11 protein-coding genes are annotated in these 13,756 nt (G+C 71.1%); 2 read left to right on the top strand and 9 right to left on the bottom strand.

What is annotated here, in order from left to right; all coding sequences use genetic code 11:
• Nucleotides 1–42 precede the first annotated feature (42 nt).
• A complete protein-coding gene (locus HCC78_RS14285) occupies nucleotides 43–2,118 on the bottom strand; it encodes a TonB-dependent receptor (RefSeq protein ID WP_172329461.1) in 2,076 nt (691 codons plus the stop codon).
• A gap of 465 nt (nucleotides 2,119–2,583) precedes the next feature.
• Between HCC78_RS14285 and HCC78_RS14280 the strand changes: the two genes are divergently transcribed.
• Nucleotides 2,584–3,852, top strand: coding sequence for a sugar MFS transporter (locus tag HCC78_RS14280; RefSeq protein ID WP_172329460.1), 1,269 nt, complete (start codon nucleotides 2,584–2,586; stop codon nucleotides 3,850–3,852).
• Nucleotides 3,853–3,879: 27 nt separating this feature from the next.
• Here the strand turns inward: HCC78_RS14280 and allE are convergent, their stop codons facing one another.
• From allE to HCC78_RS14255, 5 genes are all read right to left on the bottom strand, one after another.
• Complete coding sequence (gene allE, locus HCC78_RS14275) at nucleotides 3,880–4,626, bottom strand: (S)-ureidoglycine aminohydrolase (protein ID WP_172329459.1); 747 nt, start codon at nucleotides 4,624–4,626, stop codon at nucleotides 3,880–3,882.
• A gap of 1,095 nt (nucleotides 4,627–5,721) precedes the next feature.
• Nucleotides 5,722–6,687: an ABC transporter substrate-binding protein gene (locus tag HCC78_RS14270; RefSeq protein WP_172329458.1), complete on the bottom strand. Its 966-nt coding sequence runs from the start codon at nucleotides 6,685–6,687 to the stop codon at nucleotides 5,722–5,724.
• A gap of 37 nt (nucleotides 6,688–6,724) precedes the next feature.
• Nucleotides 6,725–7,513, bottom strand: a complete 789-nt coding sequence (locus HCC78_RS14265) for an ABC transporter ATP-binding protein (protein WP_172329457.1) — start codon at nucleotides 7,511–7,513, stop codon at nucleotides 6,725–6,727.
• Nucleotides 7,513–8,343: an ABC transporter permease gene (locus tag HCC78_RS14260; protein WP_371743835.1), complete on the bottom strand. Its 831-nt coding sequence runs from the start codon at nucleotides 8,341–8,343 to the stop codon at nucleotides 7,513–7,515. Before HCC78_RS14260 ends, HCC78_RS14265 begins: the two co-directional genes overlap by 1 nt.
• Nucleotides 8,334–9,470 (bottom strand): aryl-sulfate sulfotransferase, encoded by a 1,137-nt coding sequence (locus tag HCC78_RS14255; RefSeq protein ID WP_216671156.1) that lies wholly within the window; start codon nucleotides 9,468–9,470, stop codon nucleotides 8,334–8,336. The genes HCC78_RS14260 and HCC78_RS14255 overlap by 10 nt, the downstream gene beginning before the upstream one ends.
• A gap of 168 nt (nucleotides 9,471–9,638) precedes the next feature.
• Here HCC78_RS14255 and HCC78_RS14250 point away from each other — a divergent pair, with 168 nt between their 5' ends.
• Nucleotides 9,639–10,694, top strand: a complete 1,056-nt coding sequence (locus tag HCC78_RS14250; protein WP_172329456.1) for a LacI family DNA-binding transcriptional regulator — start codon at nucleotides 9,639–9,641, stop codon at nucleotides 10,692–10,694.
• A gap of 21 nt (nucleotides 10,695–10,715) precedes the next feature.
• On the opposite strand, the gene HCC78_RS14245 is transcribed toward HCC78_RS14250, so the two are convergent.
• From HCC78_RS14245 to HCC78_RS14235, 3 genes are read right to left on the bottom strand one after another with little or no spacing between them, the layout of a single operon-like run.
• On the bottom strand, nucleotides 10,716–11,474 hold the full coding sequence (locus HCC78_RS14245) for an Asp/Glu racemase (RefSeq protein ID WP_172329455.1): 759 nt from the start codon (nucleotides 11,472–11,474) through the stop codon (nucleotides 10,716–10,718).
• Entirely contained in the window at nucleotides 11,474–12,637 is a 1,164-nt protein-coding gene (locus tag HCC78_RS14240; protein ID WP_172329454.1) for a Xaa-Pro peptidase family protein, read from the bottom strand. Before HCC78_RS14240 ends, HCC78_RS14245 begins: the two co-directional genes overlap by 1 nt.
• Nucleotides 12,630–13,676 carry a pyridoxal-phosphate dependent enzyme gene (locus HCC78_RS14235; protein WP_172329453.1) on the bottom strand — a complete coding sequence of 349 codons (1,047 nt, stop codon included), beginning with the start codon at nucleotides 13,674–13,676 and terminating at the stop codon, nucleotides 12,630–12,632. The genes HCC78_RS14240 and HCC78_RS14235 overlap by 8 nt, the downstream gene beginning before the upstream one ends.
• Nucleotides 13,677–13,756: the final 80 nt, after the last annotated feature.

Genomic DNA, 13,756 nt, shown 5'->3' with positions numbered 1-13,756 from the left:
GGTCCCGGGGCCCGGGCGGACAAGGCCCGGGCCCTGCCCGCCTCAGAAGGTCGCCTTGACGCCGAGCCCGAACACCCTGGGCGCGGTCATCTTCGCCACCGTGCCGCCCACCGAGCGGTCGGTCAGCATGTAGAGCGGCGACCGCTCGTCGAAGACATTGTCGACATAGCCGTAGACCTGGACGGCATCCGTGAGGTCGTAGCCCGCGCGCAGATCGACCAGCGTGTAGTCGTCGACCTCGAATTCCGGCTCGTTGGTGTCTCCCGAATAGTAGCCGTCGACATGGCGCAGCTGGCCGCCCAGCGTCAGCCGCGGCAGCGCCTGCCAGTCGGCGCCCAGCGTGACGGTGTAGCTCGGCGCGCTGCCGAATTCGTTGCCCTCGTAGCTGTTGCCGAGCGCATCCTCGAACTCGCCGATCTCGGTCCACATCAGGCCGAGCCCGGCCGAGACGTTCAGCACCTGCGTTGCCTGCCAGGCCATGTCGGCCTCCAGCCCGTAGGACGTCGCCTCGTCGGCATTGACGGTGATGTTCCCCGCCGCAAGCGTGCCGCGGTAGTCCGGCAGCAGCCTCTGGGAATCCTCGGCCTCCGTGTAGAACAGGTTGCCGTTGAGCATCAGCCGCCCGCCCATCAGGTTGGCGCGGGTGAAGAGCTCGTAGTTCCACGAGGTTTCCTCGTCGAAATCCAGGTACTCGCCGGTCACGAAGCTGAGGCTGACCCCGCCGGGGTTGTAGCCGCGCGAGACCAGCGCGCCCACCGTGACGCCATCGGTGACGTCATAGGCCAGCGACAGCTTCGGCAGCCAGGCGCCGAAGGTCTCGTCGTAATCCAGGTCCTCGGGCGCCAGCCCGGTCGTGCCCTCGCGGGTGATGTGGTCGCGCTGGTAGCGCAGCCCGCCGGTCAGCGACCATCGGCCGGCGAAGCGCCAGGTCGTCTCGGCGTATATCCCGAGGCTCTCCTTCTCGTCGTCGAAGGTGGTGATGCCGTAGTAGTCCGGGTAGTAGTTCAGCCATTCGTCCGAACTCAGCCGCGAGACATAGACCCCGGCCACGCCGCTGAGCGCCGAGACCTCGTCGCCGAAGACCAGCCGGGTCTCGTTCGACATGTCGTCCTGGTCGATCTTGGCGCTGCCGGCGGTGTCCGGCGCGGTCTTGCGCTCGGTATGGATCCCGGCCCACTGGAACTGGTTGTGCAGCGTGGCGCCGCCGTCGAACTCGTAGCTGGCATCGAGCACGCCATAGGTCGTGTCGACCTCCCAGCTGGGCATCGAGTTGGTCCAGTTGTCCATCTTGGCATAGGTGCTGCGCTTGCCCGAGGCGGCTTCCCATGACGGCGCGCTGGTCTCGATCTGCGACAGGGTCAGCATGACCTCCAGCTGCGGCAGCGCCTCGGGCTGCCACAGCAGCTTGGCGCGCGCGGTGGAGGCCTCGAAATCCTGGTCGGTGTCCCCCTTCATGAACGCGTCGTTCTTGTAGTCGATGAAGGTGTCGCGCGCCTGGTAGTCATAGGAGAAGCGCGCGGCGAAGGAGTCCGACAGCGGCCCCGAGACCATCACCGAGCCGCGCCGGGTGTTGTAGCTACCGAATTCCAGCTGGGCGGCGGCCTCCGGCACGAAACTCGGATCGTTGGTGTTGACGATGACCGCGCCGGCGATGGAATTCGCGCCCTGCGCCGAGGTCTGCGGCCCGCGATAGACCTCGATCGTGTCGACATCCCACAGCGAGGCCATGCCGAAGACCAGCTCGTTGTAGGTCATCACGTGGCCGTCGACATTGACCGGAACCCGCGGGACCGTGCCGCCGAAGAACGCGCCCGATCCCTCGTTCGGCCCCTGCCCGTCCTGGCCGCGGATCACCGGCGCGCCGTTGGTGGAATTGAAGATGACGTTGGGCACGGTGTTCACCGCCTCGTCGACGGTCGACGCGCCGCTGCGCTCTTCGACCCGGGCGGCCTCGATCACGCTGACCGAGCTGGCGGTGTCCTCCAGGCTGCGCTCGATGCGCTCGCCCTGGACAATGATCGGGCCCAGCACGGTGGGGGCGGCCTCCTGCGCCCAGGAGGCGGCGGGGGCGAGCAGGCAGGCCACCGGCAGCATGCTCTTGCGGAAAATCGGGGTCATGGCAGTCCTCTCGATCGGGGAGGGCTGGCCGATCGGAGGATCTGCTGGCGGTCCTGGGTGTTGCGGAAATCCGGGCGCCGGACGGGCCCGGCCTGCGCCTCGCGGCGCGGTCACGGGCAATCACATTGCAGATGGCGGGCGCGGTGGCAACAAGAATCCGAGTGTTTTTGTCAGTTGTTGCTCCGGAACCCCGGCCGCCTCCGAACGCCTTCAGGCCGGTGGCCGGGGCGCACTCCGGGCGGCCCCCGGCCTGCCCCGTAACCGCCCGGAAAGGCGCGTCCCGCCAGCCACGGCGCAACGCGCATGGCAGACTTGCAATATCGAAATTGCTAATCCGCTCGCCATTGCTGTACCAATTGGCCAGACAAGACGGGAACGGGCGGCCTCCTCAGCATGGACGGGGCTGCCTTTTGCCGTTCCGGGGCCCGTGCGGTCCCGGCCGCAACGATTGGAACGCTGCCTGACATGACAGTTGCCGAAGATTTCGGAGCCGGGACCGCCCGGAACATCCGCGCCGGGGCCGCCGCGCCGGGCTACCTGCTGGGACGCGCCTCGCTGGCGCTCGCGATCTTCGCGGCGCTGCTGGCCAGCACCACGCCGAGCCCGCTCTATCCGGTCTATGTCGCGCAATGGGACCTGCCGCAGAGCGCGGGGACGACGATCTTCTCGGTCTATGCGCTCGGCACGCTGCTGGCGCTGTTCCTGTCCGGCCGGATCAACCGCGCCAGCTCGGACCGGCGGCAGGTGCTGCTGCCCGCGCTGGTCGCCACCGCCGCCGGCGCGATCCTCTTCGCCATGGCCGACGGCGTGCCGATGCTGCTGGCGGGCCGGTTCCTGTCGGGGATCAGCACAGGGCTGATCACGTCCACCGCCTCGGCGGCGATCTACGAGCTCAGCCCGCCCGCCCGGCGCGGCCATGCGGCGATGATCTCCACAGTCGCCTTCACCGGCGGCGCAGCGGCCGGACCCTGCCTGTCCTCCGCCGCGCTGGCCGCGGATGCCGCGCCGCTGGTGACGCCCTTCCTGTGCATCGCGGCCGTCGCGGCGCTGGCCTTCCTCGGGCTGCTGCTGTCGCCCTGGCCGAAGGCCAAGGGCACCGGAGCGTCGGAAAGCGGCAGCGGCGGCACCGCCTCGCTGGCCGAGCGGATCGGGCCGGTGCTGGGCGGACGGCTGTTCCTTCTGGCCTGCCTGGCGCTGACCGCGGCCTGGATCCTCGGCTCGATCCTGATGGCGCTCGGCGTCACCTTCGCCACCGACCTCTTCCACCTGCAGGTCCACGCGCTGGCCGGGCTTCTGCCTGCCATCTTCCAGCTCTTCGCCGGGATCGGACAGGTGCTGGGCGGCCAGATCCGGTCGATCCGCGCCATCCTCGCGGGCTTCGCCGCCATAGCGGTGCTGCAGGTCCTCGTGGCCGGCGCCGCGACCGTGCCCCTGCCCGCCCTCTTCGTGCTGTCGATGCCGCTCTGCGGCCTGGCCTACGGCGCCGCCTTCGTCGGCGGCGCGACCCTGGTCAACGAGACCTCGACCGCCGAAACGCTGACCGGGCGGATATCGCGCTTCTATGTCGTGGGCTACCTGGCCAACGCCGTGCCGACCTTCGGGATGGGCTTCCTGATCGACGGGATCGGCATCCAGGCCGCCTTCCTCGCCTTCTCGGCCGGGCTGGTGGCGCTGGCCGCCTGCGGGATCGCGCTGGCGCTGCATTTCGGCGGCCAGCTGCGCCGCGGCGGCTGAACCGCCCGCTCCCGGAGGCGCGGCCGGTCAGGCCCGCGCCATCGGCGAGCGGTTGTAGTTCTTGCAGATCAGGTAGCGCGACGGGGTGCGGCCGAGCGCGCCGAACCATTGCGGCACATGCGGCCCCATCCAGATCGCGTCGCCCGCCTGCACCGGATACCAGAGGCCGTCCAGCCGGTAGACCCCGCCGCCATCGAGCATCAGCAGCCCGTGCTCCATGAAATGCGTCTCCACATAGGCCAGCGAGGCGCCGGGGCGGAAGCTCATGACATTGACCTCGAAATCGAAGGCCGGGTCGGACGGCAGCATCTTCTGCACCTTCAGCCAGTCATCGCCGCGCAGCGCCCGCGCCGGGACGCCCGCGAGGCTGCCGGCCAGCGGGCCGGGCACCTCCCCGCGGGGCAGGAAGCGCCATTCGAACACCGCCAGGCGGCTGCCCGCCGGGATGTCGAGCCCGAGGCCGCAGCCGGGCGGCAGGAAGGCGAAGCTCTCGGGCGCCAGCCCGGTGCCGTCCGACAGGGCCGCGCCGCCCTCGAGGCAGAAGACGAAGCGCGCCAGCCCCGGCGCCGCAGGATGGGCGGCGGCATCTTCCGGACAGCGCACCAGCGACAGCGACAGCCGCGCCCCCATGTCGGGCGAAACCAGCACGGCCAGCTCCGCCCCGGGCCAGTCCGGCTGGGTGACCCATTCATGGCTTTCCGGGGTCAGCAGCGCATGGCGCGCCCGGATGTCGGAACGGGTCGCGCCGAAGCGGGCGAGGGAGTCGGTGGTCATTCGGGGCCTCCAAGTGGTCTGCGGGCCGCCCGGCCCGGGATGGGTGCGCACAAGCGCGGCATGGCGCACGGCCGGTCCGGTCGCGGGACGGGCACCGGGCGACGGCCCGTGATCGCCGATCCGGCCCCGCCCGTCCAGCACCCCGCCTGCCGCAGTCCCCGGACCGGCAGTCCGGAGCTGTCCGCCGTCCTTCCGGCCCCGCGGCCCGCCCTGCCGGAGCCCATCCAAGGAAGGTCCGGAGCTTGCACCGGCACCCGGCCGACCCGTCCCTCACTGCGGGGCGCAGAATCCGCAGGCGATTGGTGCCGCGCCCAAGAGGCGCAGCATTAGACCCCATGGTCTCTCCCCCATTCCTGAGGCTCGGCGCCGGGTCATCCGGGGCAACCCTCGCATGCAGAATGCCGCGGGAGAGACCGCCGACCTAGTCACCGTGCAGAGCGATCATGGGGTCTAGGGCCTTCGAAAACCAGGCCGCCGCCGCCCCTGTCTTTCCGGTTTGAGCGGCTGTGACCTTGTGGAGTGGGCCCCGTCCCCCTCGACCCTGAGCCCGTGCGGAAGCAAGAGCCGCTCCGTTCCGTTTCCAACCTGGACAGTTGCTTGGGCCGCCGGGAGCACGCCAGACATGGACGGGAACCATGGCAAGGCTGCTGACCATCATCGGCCGCAGCCTTGCGCGCAGCTGGACCGGCACCGACAGCTTGCCCACCGGCACCCCGCACGCATCGCAGACACAGGTTCGGACATTGCTCGCCGGGCTGCATCTCTTCCCACGGATGGCCTGGCCGTGTTCGAAGTCGCGAGCGGCGGCGATGCAGTGCCATCCGCCTCGCGCAGCGTGCCGACGCGCGAGGCCTTCATCGACAGGAGCCGAAGCGCAGGGAAGGTTGATCGCAGTCGGGCGTCAGCTCCCCGCCATCCTCGATGCAATGCTCCGGAATGGCCAACACGTCAGGCCTTGCGGAAAACCGCGTCCTCCCCGAGAGACCCGTCGGTGAAAGGGCGGCATCCCGGCACGGCATCCGGCGAAGTGACAGCGCCCGGCCTTCCAGCCGGGCGCTTTTCCTGCGGCGCATCCTGCCGCGGCCTGCCCTCCGCTCAGTTCCTGGCGGCGGCGGCCCGGGCAGCGCGCTCCAGCGGCTCCGGCGCCATGTAGGCGGCCAGCGCCTCGGCGGTCAGCGGCTCGCCGCGGATGACGCCCTGGCCGAGGATCCAGCCGGCCTCGTCCAGGATCAGGCTGGACAGGCTGCCGTCGAGCGTCAGGCCGAACTCGACGTCCTGCCACATCTCCTGCAGCGCCTCGACCGGCATCGCCCCCTGCATCGAGGCGGCGACCGCCTGCATCGCCGCAGCCGGATCGGCGGCGACATCGGCGTCGGCGCGGGCTAGCGCGCCGAGGAAGGCCTCCAGATCCGCGGAGTCCGCGCCGGTCATCGCGGGCGTGGCGGCGAGGATGTAATGCACCTGGTAGTCCCCGCCGCGCAGCTCCGCGTAGTCGCCGCCCAGCACCCGTGCGGCGGCAGCGTAGAAGCTGGGGAAGGCGGCAATCGCACCGACATCGCCGCGCGCCACGGCGGGAACCAGATCCGGCGGCGCGGCGGAGACGATCTCCGCCTCGACCCCGGCGTCCTCCAGCAGGCCATCGAGGAAGTAGTGGACATTCGTGCCGATCGTGGTGCCGATGCGGCGGCCGGCCAGATCGGCGGCGCTGTCCAGCGGCCCGGCCCCGGCATTGCCGATCACCCGCGATCCGGAATAGCGGGCCAGGTCGCCGACGATGCGGAAGTCCTGTCCCATGAGCGCGCCGGTCGCGGCGGGAAATTCGGCCATGAAGGCCACGTCCACCTGGCCGCCCAGCAGCGCCTCGAACCCTTCGCGGCCCGAGGCGAAGGACACCAGCTGCACGTCCACTCCGGCTTCCTCGAAATAGCCCTTGGCCAGGGCCACATCGACCTGCGGGGTCGAGGGGTTGGGGCTCCAGGCAAAGACCAGCTTGCCGGCATGGGCCAGGGCGGGGGCGGCCGCGATGATGGCGGCCAGGGCGATTTGCGTCAGTTTCGTCATGTGTCGTCTCCCGTCGGAATGTCTTGCCTCGTTGATGTCAGGCCGGTTCGGCCAGCATGCTGCGCGGATGAAGCAGCCCGATGATCTCGTCGCGGATCTCCAGCAGGTCCGAACCCGAGCGGCTGAAGCTGCGCGGCCGCTCCTGTTTCAGCTCGCAGTGGCGGATCAGCCGCCCCGGCGCCTGGCTCATCACCCACACGTCATCGGCCAGCAGCAGCGCCTCGTCGACATCGTGGGTGACGAACAGCACCGTCGCCCGGTGCTTCTGCCAGACGCCCAGCAGGAGCTCGTGCATCACCAGCCGCGTCTGGGCGTCGAGCGCGCCGAAGGGCTCGTCCATCAGGAGAACCTTGGGACCGAAGGCGAAGGTGCGCGCGATGGCGACTCGCTGCTTCATGCCCCCCGAAAGCTGCTGCGGGTATTTCCCGGCATGCGCGCCCAGGCCGACCTCGTCGAGCGCGGCGCGCGCCCGGTCGATCTCCTCCCGCTTCGGCAGGCCCAGCCGCTTCAGCCCGAAGCGGACATTGCCGAGCGCGGTGAACCAGGGGAACAGCCCGTATTGCTGGAAGATCACCCCCACCTTGTCCGAGGGTCCGTCGATAGGCGCGCCGTCCAGCGTGATCCGCCCCGAGGCGGGCTTCACGAAGCCGCCGATGGCGTTCATCAGGGTGGACTTGCCGCAGCCCGACGGGCCTATCAGCGCGGTGAAGGTGCCGGGGCGCAGCTCGACCGAGGTCGGCGCGAGGGCGGTGACGGGGCCCTGCTTGCCGTCGAAGCGGATGCAGACATCCTCGACGCGGACATGGCCTTCTGGCTGTGCGGTCATCACGATTGCTCCCAGTGGACGAGGCGCTTGCCGATGCGGTGGACGGCCAGGTCGACGACGGCGCCGAGCAGGCCGAGGATGATCAGGAGCGAAAACATCCGGTCGGTGCGGATGTACTGCCGCGCCTCCTGCAGGCGGTAGCCGATCCCCGAGGAGGCCCCCGAGAGCTCCGCCGCTACCAGGCTGAGGAAGGCCAGCGCCACGCCCAGGCGAAGCCCGGCGAAGATGTAGGGCGCCGCTGCCGGAACGATCACGGTCAGGAATTCGCGCGGCTTCGAGGCGCCCAGCGAGCGGGAGGCGCGCAGATAGGTCTCGGGGACGTATTCCATGCCGTGATGGGTGTTGAACCAGACGGTCAGGAACACGGTGTAGGAGATCACGAAGTACTTCGACCCCTCGCCGATGCCGAACCAGACGATTGCCACGGGGACCAGCGCGATGGCCGGGATCGGCCGCAGCACCGTCAGGAACGGGTTCAGCAGCATCCGGATCACCGCCACCCGCCCGGTCAGCAGCCCCAGCGACACGCCGAGGCTGGCACCGATGGCGAAGCCGATGGCGGCCCGGCTGAGCGAGACCGACAGATCCTTCTGCAGGGTGCCGTTTGCCCACATCTCCGCCGTGGCCGACCAGACCGACCAGGGCGCGGGAAAGATGGTCTCGGGGACGAACCCCGCCGCCCCGACCGCCGCCCAGAGGGCGAGGACGAAGGCGAAGGAAATCACCGGCCCGGCCAGCAGCGCCCGGGAGGCCGCGCCGCGCAGGGCAGCGGCGCCGGGAAGGCGGGCGCGCAGCCCGCCGGAGGGAGGACGGAGATCGGTCACAGCCACGACACCTGCTCCTTCGCATAGCGGTGGGCGCGGAAGCAGGAATTGTGGCTCCCGAGGATGAAGCTGTTCAGCGGCGCCGGGTATTCGGCGAAATCCGGGATAACGTATTCCCAGACCAGCTCGCCCGCGCGCGTCACCTCGAATAGGCGGCCATAGGCGCTTTCGCAGATCAGCGTGTTGCCGTTCCAGAGCCGCTGGCACGATCCCATGTAGGGCGAGAAGAACGAGGCCGGCATCGGGTCGGCATAGCTCCAGGTGACCTTGCCGTCGGGCATGAATTCAAGAGCCCGGGAGAAGGGCGAAGTCGAGCCCCGGCGCAGGTTGCCGTTGTCGAAGACCAGGATCGACCCGTCCTCCATCTCCACCGGGGTGTGCTGCTGGGCGACGACCTCCGGCCCCACATGCCAGGCGACCTTGCCGGTCGCCTTCTCCACCGCGATCACGCCCGAGGTGGTGCGAAGGCTCATCAGGATCAGCCCGTCCTTCGTTTCGCTGAGGCCGTTGATCATCGGCCAGTGGCGGCGGTCGAAGATCGCATGGACCGGGAAATCGGCCGGGTCGAGATGCTCCCAGATGCGCCATTCCCAGACGGTCTCGCCCTTGCGGTTCACCTCGCGGACGATGTCGGACTGGATGACGCCGTCAGCGCCGTCCTTCCTGGGATCGCCGCCGGTGACCCGCGCGGCCCTGTCGGCCGGCAGCGGCGCGGCGACGGTATAGAGCAGGTTGCCGTTCGGCAGCCACTGCGCGTCATGGTGGTGATGGATGTCCTCGTGGCGCCAGACGATCTCGCCCTCGGGCGTCGCCTCGTAGAAATCGCCGCCGTGCCACAGGTCCCAGGCCGGGTAGAGCGCGGCAGAGGTCGCGTGGCTGCCGTTGTAGCCGAGGTTGCCGTTCGGCAGGATCACCGCGTCGCGGCCCGCGCGGACCGGCATCTGCCAGCGATGCGCCAGGCGCCCCTCGATGTCGATCAGATCGACCCTTCCTTCCGCGCATTGCCCGGCAAAAAGCGTGAAGCCCCCTGCGGACCGCGCCGGATCATGGGCGGTCAGCCCGAGGCGGCGGCGGCGCAGCGTCACCTGTTCGGGCAGGGTTTCGGTCGATCGGGTCAGGGTCATGGCAGTCATGGCGTCTCCTTTCGGCAGGGTCCGGCACTTTGGCCGCAGAGCGTTAAATCGTTTTAATAACGTTATGCGCTTGCTGAGGGCTCGCTAAAACGTTTTACTGTAGAAGCACGCCAAAAGTTTCCGGACTGGCGCGAATTTGGGCGCCCTGCGGGGCGGAATGGTCGGAAGATGGACGAAACAGGAAATCCGGGGCCGGAAATCCGCCTCCCGCGCCGGGCCACGGTCAAGGATGTGGCGCGACTCGCCGGGGTCTCGGCCGGGACGGTGTCGAACGCGCTGAGCGGCAAGCGGCGGGTGGACGACGCCACGAGGGGCAGGATCGAAGCGGCGATTGCCGAGCTGGGCTATATCCCCAACATCGCCGCGCGGGGGGTGCGCACCGGCCGGGCGAATACCATCGCGCTGTTCTCCTCCATGCCCACGGCTGTGGCCGCCGGACCTTCGAAGCTGGGCTTCATGATGGAGATCGCCGCTTCGGCCGCGATGACGGCGCTGAACCGCAACGTGGCACTGGTGCTGGTTCCGCCGATCGCCGGGCCCGCGGAGGCGCTGCGCAACGTCTCCTTCGACGGCGCCCTGCTGGTGGAGCCCGCGGAGGACGACCCGTTCCTCGCGCTTCTGTCCTCCCGGGCGATCCCGACCGTCGTGATCGGCGAGCCGCCGGTCGCGGCCGGGCGGCATGTCGAGCTGCACTACGGCGCCACCGCGCGGCTGCTGGTGCGGCACATGCTGGAGACCGGCGCCCGCGCCTTTCCGCTGATGCTGGGACAGAGCCGCAGGCAGTCCCATGCCGCCTTCGAACGGGTCTACCTCGAGGAAATGGCCGCGGCAGGACTGGCGCCGCGGGTGATCCGGGTCGACGAGACCGGCGGCGAGGCCGCCGCAGCCGGGGCGATACGGGCCGAGCTGGCCGCTGCCCCCGGGCTCGACGGCGTGCTGGTGCCGGTGGATGCGCTGGCGACCGGGGTGATGGCGGGACTGCGCGCGGCCGGGCGGCGGGTGCCGCAGGACGTGCGCGTCGCCACGCGCTATGACGGCATCCGCGCGCGCACCGAGACGCCGCCGCTGACCGCCGTGGACCTGCATCTCGACCGGGTCTCGGAGATTGCCACCGAGGCCCTTCTGGACCTGATCGAGGGCGCGCCGCCGGCGGAGATCCCCCTGCCCCCGCTCCCGCTGCTGGTCCCCCGGGCGTCGACCCTCGCCACGCCTGCGGAAGGCTGACCGCGCCGCCCAGCCATGGCGTCACTCCATGGAAGCGGCAGGCAGCCCGGCGCCGCAAAGCCGGCCGGGGATCTCCGCCGGGATGCCCGCAAGCCGGGCCATGTGCCAGCCGAGCACCTGGTTCGAGCTCAGCACAGGCAGGCCCAGCTCGGCCTCCAGCCCGGCAATGATGTCCAGCGTGCGCAGGTTGGTGCAGGACAGGAACAGCCCGTCCAGATCGGCGCGCGCCGCCAGCGCCCCAGCCGCCGCGCGGATCGAGGCCGGGGCGATGCGGGCGACGCGCGCCTCCGTCCCTTCGCCGAAGCCCGCCATGTCCGGCACCGCGATCCCGGCCGTTTCGAAGGCCGCCCGCACCGGGGCGGCAACGGAGGCGACATAGGGCGAGACGATGCCGACGCGGCACAGTCCCAGCGCGCGGGCAGCGGCCAGCGCCGCCGAAAGAGGATTGGTGACCGCGCGCGTCCGGACATGTTCCTGCACCAGCGCGCGCACGCGCCCGGCCCCGATCAGCGTGGTGCCCGACGTGCAGCCATAGGCGACGGCAGCGTATCGCGCGGCAGGCGGCAGCAGCGCCGCGCCCCCCGGCAGATCCGCTTCCATCGCGGCGATGGTCTCCGGCGTCAGCTCCGCGCCGGAGGGCACGCGGGACACGTGCAGACGGGCAGACGCCCGCGGGAGCATGCGGCGGAAATCGTCTTCGACGGTCTCGTCTGCCTGCAGAGCGATCAGGCCCAGCCGCGGCCGGGGATCCTCCTCCAGCCCGTATGGGAAGCGCTCCATCAGGCGATCTCCGGCAGATCCGCGGGGGCGCGCGGCGACAGCAGCTCCGCGCCCTGCGCGCGCAGGACGATGTTTTCCTCGTGCACCATGATGCAGCCGGGGCGCAGGACGGCCCCCGGCTCCAGCGTCAGCACCATGCCGGGGCGAAGCGGGGTTGCGTCCTTCGGCGCGAAGGACGGCCATTCGGTCAGGCTCAGCCCCAGCCCGTGCCCCAGCCGCCCGCCGCCCGGCTCGGCGCCGCGGCGGCGCAGCCCGGCGCAGAGCATTCCGTGCACGTCGCGGGCCAGCATGCCCGGGCGCAGTGCCTGCAGGCACTCCTCCGTCGCCTCCCACAGCGCCGCATGCGTCTGCCGGGCCAGGTCCGAGGCCGGGCCGATGGAGAAATTGCGGTCGAAATCGCAGAAATGGCCCTCGCGCACCGCGCCGGTGTCAAGCATCAGCACGTCGCCGCGGACCAGCGGCTGCGGCCCGGCGGGGGAGATCACGTCGCCATAGCCGTACGGCCCGGCGCCGCCCGCGAGATAGGCGACCCAGTCCGCGCCCTCCTCCAGCAGCAGCCGCTGGAAGCCGCGGAACACCGCATCGAGCGGGCGGCCCGCCCCCGCGATCTCGGGCACGCGCGCGAAGGCCCGGCCCGCAATGGCGCAGGACGCGCGGATCTTGGCGATCTCGGCCTCCGACTTGATCTCGCGCACCCGCTGCACGCAGGCAGTGGCATCCGCGAAGGCGCGCGGGGCAAGGCGCCGCTCGAGCTCCCGGAAATCCCGGACCGGCATGCGCAGATGCGTCTCCAGCCCCATCGGCAGGCCGATCCGCCCGCGCTCCGGCACCATCGCCGCCAGGGTCTCCGCCAGCAGGGAGACGCCGTCATCCTCCGGGTCGGGCGCGTCCCAGGTCAGGATCTCCCCGATCCAGGTCCGGCCCATCAGCTCCGCGCCGATCGACGGCATCACTGCCACCGGGCTGCCTGAGGCCGGCACCAGCAGGAACCAGGGCCGCGCCGGGCTTTCCCAGAACCGGGTGAGGAAGCCGGTGACGTAGAAGACATCCGCGGGCGCGGTCAGCAGCAGCGCGCCAAGCCCCGCCGCCGCCATGCCCGCCTGCAGCCGCGCCACGCGGCCGCGGTATTCCTCCGCCGGGAAGACGAGCGAGCGCTCAGCCATCCTCGGGACCCTCGCTGAGGATCGCCAGCACCCGCGCGCCCGGCGGCAGCGGCAGCCCGGCCAGCGCCGCCGCGATCCCCGCCGCGCCGGAAGGCGTCGTCGCGATGCCCTGCGCCGCCAGTTCGGCCACCGCCGCGGCGGCCTCTTCCTCGGAGATCGTTGCGAAGAGGTCGGCATCCCGCGCCAGCCCCCCGAGCGCGATCGCCGACGGCGTCTTGCAGTCGAGCCGACCCATGGCCGAAACCGGTCCGGACGTCTCGGTCACCCGGCCCGCGCGGATGCTCTCCTTCAGCGCCGGGGCGGCCTCCGGCTCCACCACCACGATCTGCGGAGCATCGCCCCAGACGCGGCGGGCATGCGCGGCCACGGCGGCGGCGAGCCCGCCGACCCCGGCCTGCAGCAGGAGATGGGTCGGCGGTGCCGGGATCTGCGCGGCGACTTCCTCGGCAAGCTGGAGATAGCCTTCCATCACGCGCAGGGGCAGCGCGTCATAGCCGGGCCAGGAGCTGTCGGAGAGCAGCGTCCAGCCATGCGCCTCCGCCGCCTCCGCCGCGGCCGCCATCGAAGCGGCATAGTCGGCGCCGGCACGGACCACTTCGGCCCGCTTGCCGCGCAGCCGCGCGGCGAAGCCCTCGGGCACGGTCCCGGCCAAGTAGATCACCGCCCGGGCGCCGAACTGTGCCGCACCGGCCGCCACCGAGAGGCCGTGATTGCCCGCGCTGGCAGTGACATAGGTGCGCCCGGCCAGCGCCCGGGTCCAGTCCCCGCCCGAGCGGGCGGCCGCGGCCTCGCGCGCGATGGCATGGGCGGCGCCGAGCGCCTTGAAGCTGCCCAGCCCCATGCGGGCGCGCTCGTCCTTCAGGAAGACCCGCGCCACGCCGCAGCGCGCGGCCAGCCAGGGCAGGTCCAGCAGCGGGGTCTCGCGGTGCGCCGGGCAGAGCGCCAGCAGGCGCTGCACGGCGGCGGCATCGTCCAGCGGCATCGGCGCGCCGAGGCCGAGACTGCCGCCGCGGCGGGGATTGGTCGATAGGTCGGGCATGGCCGGGCTCCGCGCTGGTCTGTCCCGCAACACTAGCGCCCCGGCACGGCCCTGCACGGAAAACCGGGCCGCGCGCGCCG

Source organism: Mangrovicoccus sp. HB161399, from assembly GCF_013184745.1.
In the GTDB taxonomy this organism is placed as follows: domain Bacteria; phylum Pseudomonadota; class Alphaproteobacteria; order Rhodobacterales; family Rhodobacteraceae; genus Mangrovicoccus.
This window is presented reverse-complemented; position numbering and strand designations above follow the sequence as displayed.